This is a genomic window from Stenotrophomonas sp. 10L48 (assembly GCF_056395105.1).
Map to the genome: position 1 here is coordinate 587,207 of NZ_JBFTIX010000001.1, position 18,450 is coordinate 605,656.

Genomic DNA, 18,450 nt, shown 5'->3' on the forward strand with positions numbered 1-18,450 from the left:
CCTTCAGAACAGGTCGGCGTGGCTGAAGCCGAAGTCGACCAGTTCGGCGTCGGTGATCGGTCCCTGCCGCGCATACAACGCGCGGGCACTGGGCCGTTCGCTGGGTTGCAGCAGCACCGTATTGCGATCGAAGTCGCTGCCGATCACGACGAAAACGGCGCGTGACGGCCAGGCGGCACTGAACTCGGCCAGTGACAGGCTGCGGTTGCCCAGGATCGGATCGGCCACTTCCACCACCCCGTCGCGCACCTGCTTTAGCACGACGAAATGCCGGAAGCCGCGTACATCCATCAGCACCAGTCCAGGAACCCGCAACGTGCGCAGGCGCGATTCATCGATGCGATAACCGCGTCCACGCATGCCCAGCGATTCGACATAGCGTTTGATGTCCAGCAGTGAAAAACCGCGTTCCTTGACCAGCTGTGGATCCGATACCCCCATCATTCCCTCGATCACCGTCGCCTCGGTGGTGTCCAGGTGGTAGGCATAACGCAGGATGGTGGCCAGAGCGGCCGCCCCGCAGCTGTAGTCGGTGTGCTGCCGCACCAGGTTGCGATAACGCCGCTCCTGCATGCTTTCCACCTTCTGCTGCAGCAGCGCGCCATTGGGCAGCACCCCGCTGAACACCACCTCGCCTGCCCAGCCACATGCGCTGGTCAGCAGCAGCAGGCAGGGCAGCAGACGCAACCACCAGCGATGACCGGCCATGCCGTTCTCCACGAGAAGGAAGGAGCCCCTGCCCCAAGGGGGAGGAGGGACAGGGGCCCCCGGGGGAACCCGGCCATTGGCGGATGGCCGGGCTTGTTGCGCTCAACGCAGGTTCGCTGCGAAAGCGGTCACACCGTGGATCACTCGCCGCCGCCGGTCCCACCGCCGGTGCTCGGCTGCGCCACGGCCAATGCCAGGCTGTTGGCCTGCAGGTTGCCGGTACCCGATGCCACGTTCACGCCGATGTTGCCGGACGCGCCGGAGAACGCGCTGCCGGACAGTGCCGAGGTGTTGGTCGCATTGACGTTCACCCAGCGGGTGGTGCTGACCGTGCCACTGAGGCTGGCATACAGGTCGGCCACGCCCAGCTCGACGAACTGGCTGGTGCCGCTTTCACGCGTATCGAAGCCCAGGCCACCCACTCCCGGCCGGTTCGGGTTCATCGTTGCATTCTGGATCTCGTTGTCCAGATCGATGTGCCCGGTCGCATTGCCACCCGGATGCGGCAGATCACCACTCCACGAATCGAGGTAGTAGTTGGCCATCTGGTAGGCATTGCCGGTGCCGCGATAGGTACCGGCACCCACGGCCAGGGTACCGCCTGCGACGCGACCGCTCAGGCCGACCTGCACCGTATCGGTGTAGGACTGCACGAAGCCGGCGTTGGACACGGTGTTGCCGGTGGACACCTGGTTGGAGCTGATGCTCGACTGTGCCATCGCACTGGTTGCCACCGAGGCTGCGAGCGCGTTCTTCTGCTCGTTGTTGTTGCCCGAGGCGATGTTCACGCCGATGTTGCCCGAGGCACCGCCGAAGGCATTGCCACCGAGGCCGGCGGCGTTGGTGACGCCGGAGTTCATGGTGGTGTTGCCGAAGCCGGCCTGGTTGACGAACACCTCGGCGTCGGCCATGCCGAAGCTGAAGGAAGCATCCGCAGCGGACAGCGACGCAGCATTGTCCTGCGCGTTGTTGTCGCCGGCCACCACGTTGAAGCCGAGGTTGCCGGAGGCACCCGCACCGACATCATCAGCGATCGATGCACTGTTGGTGACCAGGCTGTTGCCGGTGAGGTTGTTGCTGATCGACTGGCGGTTGTCGATCACGGCGATGGCTGCCGAATCCAGGTCGATGTCACCGGTGATGGTCGGATCGCCGGAGAAGTTGATGTCCGAGCTCAGCCGCAGATCCTTCTCCAGGTTCACGTCGACGCCGTGGTTGTTCTTTTCCTTGCGCTCGTCGGCCTGGATGTTGCTGTTCTTCTGCACCTGCTCGTTGACGTTCACCGTGCGGGTACGGCTCACGTTCGAGGTGTCGGTGTTGTTGCGTACCGTGGTGTTGGTGCGGGTCCAGTTGCGGACTTCGTTGTCGGTATGGTTGTGCGTGTCGTTGCGGGTTTCGGTCACGACATGGTTGTGGTTGATGTTCGCATTGGCATTCTGGTTGTCCCAGCCATTGGCCGCAGCAGCGGTCGAGGCAGTGGCAATTGCCATGGCGAGTACGGTCTTTTTGACAGTCGCTTTCATGGTGCCCTCTCTCTCATCAGGTGATTGGTTCGGGTGGGTGGTACTCACGGGTTGCCCTGCACGACCAGGCCCAGAACATTGGCCGTATCGTTTCGCGCTCCCGCGATCTGATTGAGTTGCAGGACACCGTCGAAGCCCCGCAGTGCCGTCGACGAAACGCCGACACTGCGGATACCCGCCGCAACACCGTCACCGGTATCGCCCTGCCCCCCTGCTGACGCGATGTCCGAGGCGGCCAACGCCGTGTCATCGGACTCGCGTATTCCTTGCCGGGCCAGCGTCGCGCTGACGACGTTGAGCGTCGTGTTGGCGATGCCGCTGGCCTGGTTGATCGATGCAATGCCGCTGGCGCCTGCCAATGCCTGTCCGGCGATGTGCGCGCTGGCTTCCAGTGGTGCCGAAAGCACGACGTCGTTGCTGTGCTGCTGGCGCGCAGCGATGGCCACGTCGGCGCGGTCGCCGCTGGCCATGCCATGCAGATTGGCCTGGATGTTGAGATCGCCCGCCGCCTGGTTGATGGCGATGGCACCACTGGCACCGGCCAGCGCGCGACCGTCGATGCGGGTCACGTCGAGGTAGGCCAGCATCCCGCTGTAGTCGTCGGCCAGCGCTGTGGCGGGCAATGCCAGCCAGGCCGCCAGCAGCATTGCGCGCTTCACTTGCCACCCGCCTGCGCCGGAGCGCCCAACGGGAACTGCGACAGTGCGCCACGCACGGTATCGCCGATGCCGCGCGTGGTATTGCCGACCGCCCCCAGCGGGCCGCTCATCGCACCGCTGAGGCTGCTGCCGCTCATCATCCCCTCGCCCGAGCGTCCAAGGGTTCCGCCCAGGGCCTGCTGCGTCACCCGCTCGACAGTGGTGACGCCGTGCGCGCGCACGCTGCCGGTCTGGCCAGCGCCGAGGCCGGCGTAGTCGTCATCGCTGAGTTCATCCATGCCGCTGGCAGCGCCGCTGCTGCCGAGTGCGGCGGCGATCTCATGCTGCGGTTTCGGATCGGCGATCAACGCCACGCCGGGCGGCGCCATGCGGTAGGCCGGGCGCGTAGACACGTCGCGCAGCAGGACGATCTCACCCGGCTGCGCCTTCACCCCTTGACGGGCACCCGAGGCCGCAGCCGCCAGCGGAACGGCCAGCATCAGCAGCAGCGCAAGCCGCCGGCCAGAAACAGTGAAAAGGGTGGTGCTGCCGTCCATGCCGCTCTCCCGTTGCATATGCGCAGGGAGAGAGCAGCTTTCGTGCCAACACCGGAAGTCCGTCGCAGCGGGGGTTTGACGGGTAACACCGCGGCGGCGTGACGCCACAGTGTTACAACTTCGTTCGGATTCCGTTCGCCTTAACGCGCAGGAAACACCACTGCGCAAGGCGCCATCGGGGCTGTATCAGTAGTGTTACAGGTACTGATACAGCGCGTTGCAGTGCCGCTTCAGGCGCGCGGCGGACTCGGGTCGGGATCATCGATGCCGACGTTGGTGGACGGGTTGTCGTACACCGTCTGGTCGAGCAGGCCGGTTTCCTTGGCCACCAGCACCGGCACCAGCATCTGTCCGGTCACGTTGGTCATCGTGCGCATCATGTCCAGGATGCGGTCGATCGCATACAGGTAACCGATGGTTTCCAGCGGCAGGTTGGCCGCACTCAGCACCACCGTTGCCATGATCACCGCCGTACCCGGCACGCCGGCGGTACCGAAGCTGCCCAGCACCGAAGCGATCAGCACCACCACGTATTGCTCCGGCGTCAGCGGCACACCGCTGTACTGGGCGATGAACACCGCGCACAGCGCCGGATAGATCGCACCGCAGCCGTCCATCTTGATGCTCGCGCCCAGCGGCACCGCGAACGAACCGTAGTCCTTGTTCACGCCCAGGTTATGGGTGATCGAGCGCAGCGCGACCGGCATCGCCGCGAAGCTGGAGGAACTGACGAAGGCCACCTGCATGCCCGGCGCCGCGCCACGGAAGAACTTCAGCGGGTTCAGGCCATGCGCCAGCAGCAGCGCGCTGTACACCACCACGATGTGCAGCGCGCAGGCCACGTACAGGGCCAGCACGAAGTGGCCCAGCGGCAGCAGCTTCTCGAAGCCGTAGCTGCCGACCAGGCCGGCAATCAGGCCGAAGGTGCCGATCGGGGTGACTTCCAGCACGAAGCGGGTCACCTGGATCATGATGTCGCTCATCTGCCCGACCAGCTTGCGCGCCTCGGTCACCTTCTCGCCAAGCTTGACGATGGCAAAGCCGACCAGGCCAGCGAAGAAGATCACCGGCAGGATCGAACCACGGCCCGCGGCCAGCACGGTCTCGCCGGCGGCGTTGACCTTGGTGCCGATACCGGACAGCGCGTAGAACACGTTGGATGGCACCACATCCAGCAGCACCTGCACCACGCTGGGCACTTCGCGCGGCACATAGTTGCTGGCCATCGACAGCTGCAGTCCACCGGCGCCGGGCTGCAGCACGGTACCCACGCCCAGGCCCACGCATACCGCCAGCGCGGCAGTGATCACGAACCACAGGAACGTGCGCCCGCTGAGCGCGGCGACCGATTTCTGGCCGTGCAGTGAAGAGATCGCGTTGATGACCGCGAAGAACACCAGCGGCACCGCGATCATCTTGATCAGCGTGACGTACAGCTCGCCGAGCGGGCCGAACCAAGTTTCAGCAGCCGGGCCAAGCGCCCAGCCGGCCAGCGCACCGAGCACGAAGCCACCGACCACGCGCTGCCAGAATGGAATCCGCAGCCAGGCAGAGACCAGCTTCATAGGCAATCCAAGGGGGTAGGAAGGGATGCTGGCACGATAGCCCAAGGCGGCCCGCAGAACGACCGCCCGCATGGCAAATCAGTGTGTCATCGGCGTGCCTTGCGAGGCCGGGCATAATGAACGTCCCGTTACACTTTGTGAGATCCCAGCGTCCATGCGCCGTTCCGTCTCCCTGTTGGCCGCCTGCGCCACGACCCTGCTGCTCGGCGCCTGCGCCAGCACCGCTCCAGCGTCCGCCCCGACCGGCCTGAAGGTCACCGTTGCCCCCGTCGCCCACCCGGCCGGTGAAACCCCGCAGTGGTGGTACCGCAGCGGCGCTGCGCAGGCAGCGGCGAACGGCGCGATGGCTGGCAAGGCCAAAAACGTCATCCTGTTCCTCGGTGACGGCATGAGCCTGACCACCGTCGCCGCCTCGCGCATCTACGAAGGCCAGCAGAAGGGCGGCTCGGGCGAAGAGAACCTGCTGTCGTGGGAACGCTTCCCCGCCACCGCGTTCAGCAAGACCTACAACACCGATTCGCAGACCCCGGATTCGGCCGGCACCATGACCGCCATCACCACCGGCGTGAAGACCCACATGGGTGCGATCGGCGTCAGTGCCGGCAGCCGCACCGACTGCGCCGACAGCCTGTCCAAGGGCCTGCTGACCTGGCTGCAGCTGGCCGACAGCGCCGGCCTGGCCACTGGCGTGGTCTCCACTGCGCGCCTGACCCACGCCACGCCGGCCGCGACCTATGCGCACTCGCCTGAGCGCAACTGGGAAAACGACACCGACCTGACCGAGGCGGCCAAGGCCGCCGGTTGCAAGGACATCGCGCAGCAGTTGCTGTCGACCTCGCGTTACGGCCGCGGCCCGCTGGTCGCCCTGGGCGGTGGTCGCGGTGAGTTCACCACCGTGGAAGAGCGCGACCCCGAGTACGACGACAAGGTCGGCCAGCGCCTGGACGGCCGCAGCCTGGTGCAGGAATGGCAGCAGGCGCACCCGCAGGGCGCCTACGTCTGGAACAGCAAGCAGCTGCAGGCCGCCGCCAACGCTCCGGCGATCCTCGGCCTGTTCGAGCCCGACCACATGCGCTACGAATACGAACGCCCGCAGGACCCGGCCGGTGAGCCGAGCCTGGCCGAGCTGACCGCTGCGGCGATCAAGAACCTGTCGCGCCATCAGGAAGGCTACGTGCTGATGATCGAAGGCGCGCGCATCGACCACGCCAACCACAGCGGCAATGCCTACCGTGCGCTGACCGAAACCGTGGCCCTGTCCGATGCCGTGCGCGTGGCCAACGAGCTGACCTCGGCCGATGACACCCTGATCATCGTCACTGCCGATCATTCGCACACCCTGAACTTCGTCGGCTACCCGGCCCGAGGCAATCCGATCCTGGGCAAGGTGAAGGACAAGGGTGGCGAAGATGGTGCCGGCAAGCTCGACTACGCGCTGGATGGCAACGGCCAGCCGTACACCACCCTGAGCTACGCCAACGGCCCCGGCCATACCGGCACCAGCAACCAGCAACCGGCCGGTCCGAAGCGTTACCCGCACAACCCCAGCAGCTTCGAGCCGGCCAACGGCCGCCCGAACCTGCACGACGTCGATACCGAGCATCCCGACTACATGCAGGAAGCGCTGGTACCGATGAAGTCCGAATCGCATGGTGGCGAGGACGTCGGCATCTGGGCACGCGGCCCGGGCAGCAAGGCGATCCGCGGCACCCTGGAGCAGAACGCGATCTACCACATGATCGTGCAGGCCACCCCGGCCCTGCGCGATCGCCTGTGCCAGGCCGGCACCTGCGACGACAAGGGCGTACCGGTGGAACTGCCGGCACCGGCGACCTTCGAACGCAAGGCCGAGGCCAAGTGATGGCGCGGCCGGCACGCTCTGCTCTGGGCAGCCTTCGCCGTGCGCGCTGGCTGGCCCTGCTGGGCGTGCTGGCCAGCCCCTGGGCGCCGGCGCAGGGCCCGGCCTGCAAGGTCATGACCGAAGAGCACGGGTTGTGGATGCTGCCCGGCTGCGAGGTCGTCGATGACAAGCCGCAGATCAGCGCGGAGACCCTGCAGGATCTTCCCTACGACGGCGATGGCCTGGCGCTGGTACAGACCGCCGATGGCTTCCACTACGTCGACCGTCGCGGCCGCAGCCAGGCGGTGATCGCCTGGGACAACGGCGCCGACTCCCTGCAGGAAGGCCTGTTCCGCGGCCGCGTCGGCGATCGCGTGGGTTATTTCAACGCTGCCTTCGAGCAGGTGATTGCGGCCACGTTCGATTTTGCCTGGCCGTTCCAGGATGGCGTGGCCGAGGTCTGCAACGGCTGCCGCCGCGGCACGCCCGATGGCGACGGGCATACGCTGATGGAAGGCGGCGAGTGGTTCCGCATCGATCGTTCCGGTCGCCGGCTGAAGTAAGGGGTTTATCGGCAGGGCGGCGCCCTGCACCTGCCGAACAACGGCAACGGCCGAAGCAACAGCCAAAGTGGCATTCCGTGGGATGGCCGGGCGGTGTCGGATTGCGGGGACGCCGCAAGTACGTCCTTGTAGGCTTGGCAGCCGCATCCATGCGGCTGACACCCCGCAATCCGACACCCGTTTTCCTAAGGAAAACGGATCTGACCCCAAGAGCCATTCCAACAGATCGCGGAGATCTGTCGAAGGCGGGGTGGGTCCGGTTGCGGGGGCGTAAGCGCCATGGGCCCGAGGCATGCCTCGGGCGGGTTGGGCAGGACGCCCAACCCCGGACTTGCCGTGTGCGCAGGACTGCGCACTCGAGCAAGGCGCGACCGAGCTTACATGGACGTACTTGCAGCGTCCCCCGCAACCGGACCCACCCCGCCATCCCACGGAATGCCGGCTTTTGCTTCGGCTGTTGCTGTTGCTGTTGCTGTTGCTGCTCAGGTTGCCGGCCAGCGGCCGGCACTACCGCTTCGGCGGGTGCAGGGCGCAGCCCTGCCGACTCACCCACCCACCCTATACTTGCCGCCGTGACTGCCTTCCCCGCCCTCGTTCCGCTTGATGCACCGCTGCTGGTCGGCTACAGCGGCGGCCTGGATTCCACCGTGCTGCTGCACTGGCTGTGGCGATCGGCACAGGCCGCCGGCACGCCGCTGCGTGCGACGCACGTACACCATGGCCTGCAACCGGCGGCCGATGACTGGGTGCAGCACTGCCAGCAGCAATGCGCGGTGCTGGGCATCGAACTGGCCGTGCACCACGTGCAGGTCAGCCGTGATGACGGCCATGGCATCGAAGGGGCCGCCCGGCTGGCACGTCGCGCTGCATTCAGCGCCGAGCTGCAGGCCGGGGAAACCCTGGCGCTGGCCCAGCACCAGGACGACCAGGCCGAGACCTTCCTGCTGCGTGCGTTGCGCGGTTCGGGCATCGATGGGCTGGCGGCGATGACCGCTGACAGCCGCCTCGATGGCCATCGGCTGTGGCGGCCACTGCTCGATGTGCCGCGCAGCGCGCTGCAGGCTTACGCGACGACACACGGCCTGCAGTGGATCGAAGATCCCAGCAATGGCGAAGACCACGCCGACCGCAATTTCCTGCGCCTGCGGGTACTGCCACTGCTGCGCCAGCGCTGGCCGCATGCCACTGCCGCATTGGCCGGCAGCGCCGCGCATTGCGCGCAGACCCGTGCATTGCTCGATGAAGAAGACGCCGAACTGCTCGCTCACCTGGAAGTGGCACCCCGGGTGCTGTCGCTGGAGCTGCTGCGCCAGGTTGCACCGGAGCGTGCTGCGCGCGTGCTGCGTGCGTGGGTGCGCCGCCATGGCGCAGCCCCGTTGCCGGCGCATGTGCTGCGGCAAGTACAGAACGAATTGATGGCCGCAGGCGCCGATCGGCAGTCGCAGGTGCGTTGGCAGCAGCACGCCATCCGCCAGTGGCGCCAGCACGCCTACCTGCTGCCGGCAGCGCTGCCGGTCCTGCCGAAGGACTGGCACGCGGCATGGGACGGCCGCGCGCCGCTGCAGCTGCCCGACGGCGGCCAGCTGCGCCTGCTCGGCACGGACCGCTTCGAACAACCGCTGGACCTGCGTGCCCGCCAGGGCGGCGAGCGCATCGTGCTGGCCGGCCGTACGCATTCATCCGCGTTGAAGGATTGCCTGCAGCGCGAGCACCTGGCGCCCTGGCGACGCGCACAGCTGCCCCTGCTGTTCGACCAGGGGCAGCTGCTGGCGGCCGCCGATGTAGTCATTGCCGCACCGCTGCAGGCCTGGCTGCAGGCACGCAATGCGCAGTTGCAGTGGCATCCGGGCGGCTGGTGAATTGACCCTTGCGCGCGCGCCGTCCACACTTGTCGCATGGCCAAGAAGTCCCCCGAAAACGCCTCCCCGGTCGCCCAGTTCGAGCAGTCGCTTGAATCGCTGGAACAGCTGGTGGAGCAGATGGAAACCGGCGAGCTGAGCCTGGAAGCCTCGCTCAGTGCTTACGAACGTGGTGTTGGTCTGTACCGCCAGTGCCAGCAGGCGCTGGAGCAGGCCGAACTGCGCGTGCGCCTGCTCAGCGATCCGGCCCAGCCCGAAACCGCCGAACCCTTCGATCCGCCCAGCCATGACGGCTGAGGCGTTGTTCGCGCGCTGGCGCGACCGTATCGAAAGCCAGCTCGACGCCGCTCTGCCCTCACCGGCCGAAGCCCCGCAACGCCTGCACCAGGCGATGCGCCATTCCGTGCTCGGTGGCGGCAAGCGCATGCGCCCCTTGCTGGTCTATGCCGCCGGCCAGGTGTTCGGCGCGCCCCTGGACAGGCTTGATGCCGCGGCGATGGCGGTGGAACTGATCCACGCCTACTCGCTGGTGCACGACGACCTGCCGGCGATGGACGACGATGCCCTGCGCCGTGGCAAGCCCACCACCCACATCGCCTTCGACGAAGCCACCGCGATCCTCGCCGGCGACGCCCTGCAGACCCGTGCGTTCGGCCTGCTGGCCGATGCACCGCTGCCGGCGGCATTGCGCGTGGCGTGCCTGCAGACCTTGGCCCATGCCTCCGGCGCGGCCGGCATGTGCGGCGGCCAGGCGCTGGACATCGATGCCACCGGCCAGCAGCAGTCGCTGGCAGCCCTCACCCGCATGCATGCGCTGAAGACCGGTGCGCTGATCCGTGCTGCGGTGCGCATGGGCGCGTTGTGCGGTGATGCACCCGAACCCGTGCTGGCCCAGCTCGACGGTTTCGCCGATGCGCTCGGCCTGGCCTTCCAGGTCCGCGATGACATCCTCGATGTCGAAGCCAGCTCCGAACAGCTGGGCAAGACCGCCGGCAAGGACCAGGCCCAGGACAAGAGCACCTTCCCTGCCCTGCTGGGCATGGACGGTGCCAAGGCGCAGCTGCGCGAACTTTCCGCGCGCATGCGGCAGGCACTGGCGGGCTATCACGAAGAAGCCGATGCGCTGCGCGCGCTGGCCACGCTGGCCGTGGAACGCGATCACTGACTGCAGGCATGGATCTGCCGCGCTGCGCGTTCGCCGGGCATGGCCCGGCGCTACCCTACGCGCCATACACGGAAACGCCCGGCATTGCCGGGCGTTTCTTTTTGCGTCGTTGATCGTTGCCGCTTACTTGATCAGGCGCAGTGCGAACGGGTAACGGTAGGCTTCACCATTGTTCGCCTTCACCGCAGCGATGATGCTGAAGACCAGGCTGAGCAGGCCGACGATCGGCGCCAGGAACACACCGATGACCACGAAGGTCAGGATGATGCAGACGAACATCGCGATGGCGACGGTGATCTGGAAGTTCAGCGCTTCCTTGGCCTGGTCGGTGACGAAGGCCTTGCTGGCGTCATCCTTGTTGATCAGCCAGATGACCAGGGCACCAATGAAACCGGTGAAGATGCCCAGCAGGTGCGCCACCAGGGCCATGGTGCGCTGGTCAGCGGGTACGCTGCTCGCCGCCGGGACGTTCTCGAATTCGCTCACGACAAAACTCCTTTTTTATTGGGTGGTCTTGACCGACCGGCGGCAAGCCGGTCGCGTCAGGCGGGCCTAGCTTACGCCATCAATGGCATCAATCATTGCCGGCGATCGTCATCCGTCCCACCAGGATCGAGCCGGTGCGGATATGCGAGCGCGGATCGACATCGCTGCCGACCGCCTCGATGGCCATGAACATGTCCCGCAGGTTGCCGGCGATGGTGATGCCATCCACCGGATACTGGATCTGGCCGTTCTCCACGCGGAAGCCGCCGGCGCCGCGCGAGTAGTCGCCGGTCACCCCGTTCACCCCCTGCCCCATCAGCTCGGTCACCAGCAGGCCGTTGCCCATCTGCGCGGCGATGTCCTGCAGCGAACCGGCATTGGCCGCCAGCTGCAGGTTGTGCACGCCGCCGGCATTGGCGGTGGTCTGCAGGCCCAGCTTGCGCGCCGAATAGCTGCCCAGCACGTAACGCTGCAGCACGCCGTCACGCACCAGGGCCGAGGCACGGGTGGCCACGCCGTCGCCGTCGAAGGCGGCCGAGCGCAAGCCACGGCGCAGGTGCGGCAGCTCCTCGATCTGCATCCAGTCGGGGAACAGCTGCTGGTCGACGCTGTCCAGCAGGAAGCTCGCCTGGCGGTACAGCGCGCCGCCGGAGACTGCCGACAGCAGGTGACCCACCAGGCTGCGCGCCACTTCCGGCGCGTACAGCACCGGCATGCTGCCGGTCGGCAGCGAACGCGGCTGCAGGCGGGCGATCGTGCGCTCTGCGGCGCGGCGACCGACGCTGGCCGGATCTTCCAGATCCTCGCGGGCCAGTGCGCCGGTGTACCAGCCGTCGCGCTGCATGCCATCGCCGGTGCCGGCGATCAGCGCACAGCCGATCGAATGATGGGTTCCGCGCTCGCGGCCGATGAACCCATGCGAATTGGCGTAGACCGACACGCTCTGCATGCTCGATACCGAGGCGCCATCGGAATTGCGGATCTGCGCATCGGCTTGGCGGCCCGCCGCCTCGCAGGCCAGCGCCAGGTCCACCGCCTCGTCGGCCTGCAGCTCCCAGGGGTGCCAGCCATCCAGTTCGGGGAAGTCGCGGGCCATCAGCTCGGCCTCCGCCAGGCCGGCGGCCGGATCGTCCTCGGTATGGCGGGCGATCGCGCAGGCCTGCTCGACGGTGGCCAGCAGGCTGGCCTCATGCAGGTCGGCGGTGCTGGCACTGCCCTTGCGCTGGCCGAAGTAGACGGTCACGGCAATGCCGCGGTCACGGGTGGACTGCACGGTCTCGACCTCGCCGAGACGGACATTGACCTCCAACCCACGGTCTTCGCTGCAGCTGACCTCGGCCTGGCTGGCACCCAGCGCGCGGGCACGCTGCAGCAGCTGCTGGGAGATGTCGGCCAGCCGTTCCAGCCGGGCCGGGCTGTCGTCGCCGACGGCGACTTCAGGGGCGATCACGTTCAATGCTTTATCCTGTGCGGGTTGGGCCCGGCATCACGCCGGGCGACTTTTTTTGAAATCAGGTATGGACGATGCGCGGACGCGACGAAGAAACCGGTGAATTCCACGACAAGAGCCGCAGCCAGAACCGGCGCGATGCGCTCGACGTCCTGGCCCTGGGCGAGAAGCTGGTGTCGCTGACCCCGGCCCAGCTGGCGCGCCTGCCGATCCCGGAGGACCTGCTGCCACACATTGCCGAGTGCAAGCGCATCACCGCCCATATCGCGCACAAGCGGCAGCTGGCGTTCCTGGCCAAGCACATGCGCCGCGAGGACGATGCCGCGCTGGACGCGATCCGCGATGCGCTGGATGCCAACAGCGAAACCGGGCGCCGCGAAGTGGCGATGATGCACCGTGTCGAAGACTGGCGCGAACGCCTCATGAATGAAGGCGACAAGGCGCTGGCCGCGCTGCTGGATGACCATCCGCAGGCCGACCGCCAGCAGCTGCGCACGCTGGTGCGCAACGCCCAGGCCGAAAAGGCCAAGAACAAGCCGCCGCGCGCCTACCGCGAGATCTTCCAGGTGCTGCGCGCGCTGATGCTGCCGGCCGCGCTCGGCCTGAAGGCGTCCGGTGAGGACGTCGAGGCAGACGAACCGGTCGACGACGCCGACGAGGACTGAGTCCCCGTCGGGCATGGCGGTGGCTGTGGCCATCGCCGTGCTCAGGCCTGGGTACCGCCGACGGTGATGCCCTCGATCAGCAGCGACGGCTGGCCGACACCGACCGGCACACTCTGCCCGTCCTTGCCACAGATGCCCACGCCCTCATCCAGGGCCAGGTCGTTGCCGACCATGCGCACCTTCTGCATGGTTTCCGGGCCATTGCCGATCAGGGTCGCGCCCTTCACTGGCGCGGTGATCCGGCCGTCCTCGATCAGGTAGGCCTCGGTGGCCGAGAACACGTACTTGCCGCTGGTGATGTCGACCTGGCCGCCGCCGAAATTGACCGCGTACAGGCCCTTCTTCACCGAACGGATCATTTCCTGCGGGTCATGCTGGCCGGCGCGCATGTAGGTGTTGGTCATGCGCGGCATGGTCATGTGCGCGAACGATTCGCGACGGCCGTTGCCGGTCGGCGCCACGCCCATCAGCCGCGCGTTGAGGCTGTCCTGCATGTAGCCGACCAGGATGCCGTCCTCGATCAGCGTGGTGCACTGGGTCGGGTGGCCTTCGTCGTCGATGTTGAGTGAACCACGGCGTCCGTCCAGGGTGCCGTCGTCGACGATGGTCACGCCCGGGGCAGCCACGCGCTCGCCGATCCTGCCGGCGTAGACACTGGTGCCCTTGCGGTTGAAGTCACCTTCCAGGCCATGGCCGACCGCCTCGTGCAGCAGTACGCCCGGCCAGCCCGGGCCCAGCACCACCGGCATCACCCCGGCCGGCGCCGGCACCGCTTCCAGGTTCACCAGGGCCTGCCGCAGCGCCTCGCGCGCAAAGGCTTCCGGGCGGCCATCGGCAAACAGCGCTTCATAGCCATAGCGACCGCCGCCGCCGGCATAACCCGACTCACGGCGGCCGTTCTGCTCGACGATCACCTGCACGTTCAACCGCACCAGCGGGCGCACGTCGGCGCCCAGCACACCATCGGTGCGGGCAACCAGCACGGTATCGACGCCACCGGACAGGCTGACCATCACCTGCTTCACGCGCGGGTCGGCCGCGCGCAGGTAGCCGTCCAGGCGCTTGAGCACCTCGACCTTGGCTTCGTTGCCGATGCCGTCGATCGGGTCCAGCGCCGGATACAGCACGCGCGCATCGCCGCGCAGCAGCGAGCGTCCGGTCTGTGCGCCGCCTTCGCGCGAGATCGCACGTGCCGACTGCGCTGCGGTCAGCAATGCACCGGCATGGATGTCATCGGAATAGGCAAAGCCGGTCTTCTCGCCGGCAATCGCGCGCACGCCCACGCCCTGCTCGATGGAATGGGCGCCGTCCTTGACGATGCCATCTTCCACGCTCCAGCTTTCGCGCCGGGCATGCTGGAAGTACAGGTCGCCGAAGTCGACACCGGGGCCGAGCAGTTGGCCGAAGGTGCGCTCCAGGCCAGCGGTATCCAGGCCACCGGGGCGCAACAGGCGATCTTGGGCAAGCGTCAGGGCGTTGTCAGTCATGGTCTCGATCTGGGGGTGTGAAGGCGGTCAGGCAAGGCCGCCCTGGGGAAACGGGGGCCGCGCTCAGCGCGGTGGCGGTGGTTCGGTGACGGTCGGCGGCACGGCCGGCAACGGCGGCAGGCGCGGCGGCGGTGCGGGTACTGGCGCACGTTCGCGGCTGCGCTCGATCACCTCCACCTTGGGCTCCTTCCAGGGGCCGGTCACCTTGTAGGTGCGGGCACCGATCTCGCCCAATGGCTTGGACAATACCGCATTGGTGGCTGCTCCCAGCGCTGCGCCCACCGGGCCGCCGGCCACCGCGCCGACCACGGTCAGCAGGTTGCCGGCGCGCGGGTTGACGTCGATGGTCTGGTCGAACTGCTGTTTCCGCAGGTCGGCCTGGCCACGGATGGTGATGTTCGCTGCCGGCCCTTCGATCAACACCTTGTCGGTACGGGCCATGCCCTCGCCGAACTGCACGCTGCCCTCGACCTGGTTGAACGCAAAGCCCTTGGAGAAGAAGTCGCGGAAGTCGAACATCAGCCGCCGCGGCAGCTGGGCGACGCTGAGCAGGCCCAGCACGCGGCCGGCACCCGGCTCCAGCTCCAGCAGCTGGCCATTGCGGGCATTCACATCGAGCTGGCCCTGCAGGTTGCCAAGCTGGAAGTCCGACGGACCGCCGGGCCATGAGGCCTGCAGCTGGGCGTGGCCGGAGCCGCCGCGCAGCTGGCCGCCGTAGTCGAGGTTCTGCAGCAACCCGCCCAGGTCTTCACTGCGCACCTGCGCATCAAGCGCGGTTCGCGAACCGCCACCCTTGCCAAGCCAACGGCCACGGATGTCGATCTCCTGGCTGGGGGCGCGGAACTGCAGTTGTTCCACGCTCAGGCCATTGGCGATCGGCCGCGTACGCAGCACGGCCTGGCCCAGCACGACCTTGCCGAACTTCAGGTCGGCGATGTCCAATGCGAACGGCGGCAGCTTGGCCGGGTCCATGTCGTCGGCACCGGCCTGCACCCGCGCCGGTGCCGCCGTGGCTCCGGGAAGGGTCGGCAGCGATTGCCAGTACACGCGCTCGAGCTGGCCGCTGATGGTGCCGCCATCGGCGTTGGGCACATTCAACTTGCCGGCCAGCGAGGGGCCATCAAGGCGCACGTCCAGCGCCTGCGGGCCAGGATGCAGCTGCAGGCGGGTCTGCTCGAACACGCCGCCGATCAGCATCAGCTGGCCGACCTGCACGTCCACGGCGCGCAGCGGCATCGGGTCGCCATCGCCACCGGCGCCACGGGCCAGGCCGATCCATTCCAGCGCATCCAGGGTCGGGCTGCGGCCATTGATGGTCAGCCCGCTGGGCGGTGGTTCGCGGTCAACGTGGTCGCTGCCCAGGGTGACCTGAACGCCGGTCTGGTTGTTGTGGCTGCGCGCGGCCAGCGCCAGACGCTGGCCGAACGCCACGTCGATGCGGCCGGCGCCCATCGGCAGCTGTGCGGCCACGGTGGTCGGCAGCGATTCGTTGGCCGGCTTCTGCAGCGGTGCCGGCAGATCCAGGCGGGTGCCCAGCAGATCCGAGCGCAGGCGCAGCTCGCTGGGCGGCGCTGGTGCACCCGGCGCGACCTTCGGCAGGTTCACCGCGATGGTCCACGGCGAGGTACCGTTGATGTAGGGCTTCAGCCAGGCCATTTCCGGTGCGCGGTCGATCAGCACGCCCGCATCGAGCGTGGCGGCCAGTTCCGATTCGAAGGCCAGCTTGGGGTCACGCACGAATCCACCGGCGCGCAGGCTCAGCCGGCCGTCCTGGCCTAGGTGGCGCACGGCCAGTTCCTCGGCGGCGAAGCCGGCGTTGCTGTAGCGGGCCTGCCCGCGCATGTTGTCGAATTCCAGCTGGAAGCGCTTGTCGACCAGCTTCAGCCCGGCCAGGTCCACCGTGCCCTGCAGGTGGCCGCCGCCCTGGTCATGATGCAGGGGCTGCAACAGGTCGAAATGCACGTTGGCCGGCCCGCTTGCCGCGAGGTTGTCCAGGGTGTCGCCGTATTCCTTGTGCAGCGGGCTCTGCCGCAGCATCGCCAGCAACTTGCCGGCGTCGCCCTGGCTGTCGGCGCGCACGTACAGTGGCTGCTGGCCGAAATCCTGGATGCCGGCTTCGAATGTCTGTACTGCCACGCCGGCCAGATCGCCGCTCCCCTGCATGTGGAAGCCAGGGCCGATGAAGGCGACATCGGCATCGACCTGGCCCATCAACGGCCAATCGTGCTGGAAGCGGATGTCACCGTTGCTGATGTGGCCGGTGGCCTCGAAGCGGCCATCGTTGTTGTCGAAAGGCCAGTCGTCCAGGTCACCACTGACCAGGCCGATGCCGTTGCGCACCTGGCCGCCGGCCAAAGCCATGTCCAGCCAGTCGGTGGCGCCCTTGCTCATTCTGGAATGGATCCAGAAACGCTTGGCCGCGGTCATCGGTACGTCGTCCAGCTTGGCCGCCAGCTGCATCCACGGCCGGGTGCCATCGCCCTGGAACCAGAGACCACCGCGCACGTCGGCAGCGTAGTCGGTGCCTTCCACACGCATCGCCGGGGTGCCGATGCGCCAGCCACCGGCCTCGTCGCGCCAACCGACGATCTGCCCGGCCAGGTGCAGGTCGTGACGCACGCCGAAACCGGTTGGCCAATCGAACTGCAGCTGGCGCTGGGGCTGCAGCTGCAGGCTGAAGCCGTTGGCATCGCCCTCGAAGCGGCCGCCCAGGCCGCGCAGGCCCGGCGAGTTGCCAACACTGGCAAAGCCCAGCGACTGCAGTTCGCCCTGCACCCACAACGGGCCATCCTGCTGGCCGCGCAACTGCAGCTGCGCCACGTCCAGCTGCGGCTTGGCCAGGTACAGCCAATGCCGCAGGCCCGCGTCCAGGCGGTCGCTGAGCGCCAGCGCGCGCAACGCGGTACCCGCCTGCGCTGCTGCGGCCTGCACCTGCATCTGCTTGCCCACCCGCAGTTGCAGCCCGTCCAGCTGCTGCTGGCTGCCATCGGCCTGCAGGCGGAGGCGCGGCACCTGCAGCGCCCAGCCTTCTGCCGTCCGCTGCCAACGCAGGCGCGCCTGCAGCCGTTGCAATTGAATCTCCGGGCGCGCCACGCCAGGCATCGGCGCGCCTTCGACACGCAGATCACGCAGGTCCGAATCGGTGGTCAGCGCCACCGGGGCGAAATCACGCAGGGTCAGCCACAGGTTGAGCTCGCCCTTGCCCTCGCGCAGGCGCATGCCGCCGGCCGCCAGCAACGGCGCCCAGGAACGGAAATCGATCGGATCGGCGCCTACCCAGGCCTCGCCGTTGCCGCGCTGGCGATCCAGGTCCAGCACCGCCGTCAGCGGCAAGGCGTCGGTCTGTGCCCAGGCACGCACGCCCACCCGCAGGCGGTCGCCATCCACGCGGAGGCGCAGGTCGATACGTGGCAGGGTGGCGTCGACACCCAGTGCTGGCGCATGCACGCCGAGGCGGCCACCAATCACCTGCAGTTCGCCCAGCCGGCGCAACGCATCCAGCGGATCGCCGCCAGCGCGGGACTGCGGCAGGCCGCGCACCGACCAGCGGCCATCGGCCGCCTGCTGCAGGTCCAGCGCCAGGCCGCGCAGGCGCAGTTCGGTCAGCGAGCGGCCCGGCAACAGGCCGCTGTACATCGACACCAGCACCTCGGCATCGCCGATGGCCAGGCCCTGGCCCGCGCCGATGCGCAGGCCCTTCAACTGCAGCAGTGGACCACGTCGGGTCCAGGCGGTGTCCAGGCGTTCGAAGCGCACCGGTTGCCCGGCGCGCGTGCTCAGCCAGGCCGCGATCCGGTCCGGATGGCGCTCAGCCAGCGGCAACAGCTGGCTGAGGGTGCCGACCAGCAGGGCAAGCCCGACCAGGCCAACCGCGCATGCGGCGATGAAATGACGGCGGATCCTTCGCAGTCGCAGGCGCGGCGGCGCGCTCATCGGCCACCGAA

General features: G+C 67.8%; 15 protein-coding genes. 6 read left to right on the forward strand and 9 right to left on the reverse strand.

The window, feature by feature from the left end; translation table 11 throughout:
• Positions 1 to 3: 3 nt before the first annotated feature.
• From AC1DCU_RS02895 to AC1DCU_RS02915, 5 genes are all read right to left on the reverse strand, one after another.
• Positions 4 to 708, reverse strand: a complete 705-nt coding sequence (locus AC1DCU_RS02895) for a C39 family peptidase (RefSeq protein ID WP_025876073.1) — start codon at positions 706 to 708, stop codon at positions 4 to 6.
• Between the two features lie 140 nt (positions 709 to 848).
• On the reverse strand, positions 849 to 2,231 hold the full coding sequence (locus AC1DCU_RS02900) for a hypothetical protein (protein WP_025876071.1): 1,383 nt from the start codon (positions 2,229 to 2,231) through the stop codon (positions 849 to 851).
• A 44-nt stretch (positions 2,232 to 2,275) separates the two neighbouring features.
• The gene (locus tag AC1DCU_RS02905; protein ID WP_051501624.1) at positions 2,276 to 2,878 is read right to left on the reverse strand and encodes a hypothetical protein; all 603 of its coding nucleotides are present in this window, start codon (positions 2,876 to 2,878) and stop codon (positions 2,276 to 2,278) included.
• An 8-nt stretch (positions 2,879 to 2,886) separates the two neighbouring features.
• Positions 2,887 to 3,426, reverse strand: a complete 540-nt coding sequence (locus AC1DCU_RS02910; protein ID WP_032975047.1) for a hypothetical protein — start codon at positions 3,424 to 3,426, stop codon at positions 2,887 to 2,889.
• Between the two features lie 230 nt (positions 3,427 to 3,656).
• Entirely contained in the window at positions 3,657 to 4,991 is a 1,335-nt protein-coding gene (locus tag AC1DCU_RS02915; RefSeq protein ID WP_025876066.1) for a dicarboxylate/amino acid:cation symporter, read from the reverse strand.
• A 154-nt stretch (positions 4,992 to 5,145) separates the two neighbouring features.
• Here AC1DCU_RS02915 and AC1DCU_RS02920 point away from each other — a divergent pair, with 154 nt between their 5' ends.
• The 5 genes from AC1DCU_RS02920 to AC1DCU_RS02940 all read left to right on the forward strand — a co-directional run bounded on the left by AC1DCU_RS02920 (position 5,146) and on the right by AC1DCU_RS02940 (position 10,418).
• Positions 5,146 to 6,852, forward strand: coding sequence for an alkaline phosphatase (locus AC1DCU_RS02920; protein WP_032975048.1), 1,707 nt, complete (start codon positions 5,146 to 5,148; stop codon positions 6,850 to 6,852).
• Positions 6,849 to 7,394 carry a WG repeat-containing protein gene (locus AC1DCU_RS02925; RefSeq protein ID WP_282279982.1) on the forward strand — a complete coding sequence of 182 codons (546 nt, stop codon included), beginning with the start codon at positions 6,849 to 6,851 and terminating at the stop codon, positions 7,392 to 7,394. The genes AC1DCU_RS02920 and AC1DCU_RS02925 overlap by 4 nt, the downstream gene beginning before the upstream one ends.
• A 572-nt stretch (positions 7,395 to 7,966) precedes the next feature.
• The gene (gene tilS, locus AC1DCU_RS02930) at positions 7,967 to 9,253 is read left to right on the forward strand and encodes a tRNA lysidine(34) synthetase TilS (RefSeq protein WP_051584880.1); all 1,287 of its coding nucleotides are present in this window, start codon (positions 7,967 to 7,969) and stop codon (positions 9,251 to 9,253) included.
• Between the two features lie 36 nt (positions 9,254 to 9,289).
• Positions 9,290 to 9,550 (forward strand): exodeoxyribonuclease VII small subunit, encoded by a 261-nt coding sequence (locus tag AC1DCU_RS02935; RefSeq protein ID WP_006381978.1) that lies wholly within the window; start codon positions 9,290 to 9,292, stop codon positions 9,548 to 9,550.
• Complete coding sequence (locus AC1DCU_RS02940) at positions 9,540 to 10,418, forward strand: polyprenyl synthetase family protein (protein ID WP_032975050.1); 879 nt, start codon at positions 9,540 to 9,542, stop codon at positions 10,416 to 10,418. Before AC1DCU_RS02935 ends, AC1DCU_RS02940 begins: the two co-directional genes overlap by 11 nt.
• 123 nt (positions 10,419 to 10,541) lie before the next feature.
• Here AC1DCU_RS02940 and AC1DCU_RS02945 read toward each other — a convergent pair whose 3' ends face one another.
• Both AC1DCU_RS02945 and pmbA read right to left on the reverse strand, forming a co-directional pair.
• Positions 10,542 to 10,904, reverse strand: coding sequence for a DUF4870 domain-containing protein (locus AC1DCU_RS02945; RefSeq protein ID WP_025879282.1), 363 nt, complete (start codon positions 10,902 to 10,904; stop codon positions 10,542 to 10,544).
• An 88-nt stretch (positions 10,905 to 10,992) separates the two neighbouring features.
• Positions 10,993 to 12,360, reverse strand: a complete 1,368-nt coding sequence (pmbA, locus tag AC1DCU_RS02950) for a metalloprotease PmbA (protein WP_032975051.1) — start codon at positions 12,358 to 12,360, stop codon at positions 10,993 to 10,995.
• Positions 12,361 to 12,428: 68 nt separating this feature from the next.
• Between pmbA and yjgA the strand changes: the two genes are divergently transcribed.
• A complete protein-coding gene (gene yjgA, locus AC1DCU_RS02955) occupies positions 12,429 to 13,019 on the forward strand; it encodes a ribosome biogenesis factor YjgA (protein ID WP_032975052.1) in 591 nt (196 codons plus the stop codon).
• Between the two features lie 41 nt (positions 13,020 to 13,060).
• On the opposite strand, the gene tldD is transcribed toward yjgA, so the two are convergent.
• Both tldD and AC1DCU_RS02965 read right to left on the reverse strand, forming a co-directional pair.
• On the reverse strand, positions 13,061 to 14,506 hold the full coding sequence (tldD, locus tag AC1DCU_RS02960) for a metalloprotease TldD (protein ID WP_025879285.1): 1,446 nt from the start codon (positions 14,504 to 14,506) through the stop codon (positions 13,061 to 13,063).
• 63 nt (positions 14,507 to 14,569) lie between these two features.
• Positions 14,570 to 18,439, reverse strand: coding sequence for a YhdP family protein (locus tag AC1DCU_RS02965; protein ID WP_032975053.1), 3,870 nt, complete (start codon positions 18,437 to 18,439; stop codon positions 14,570 to 14,572).
• Positions 18,440 to 18,450: the final 11 nt, after the last annotated feature.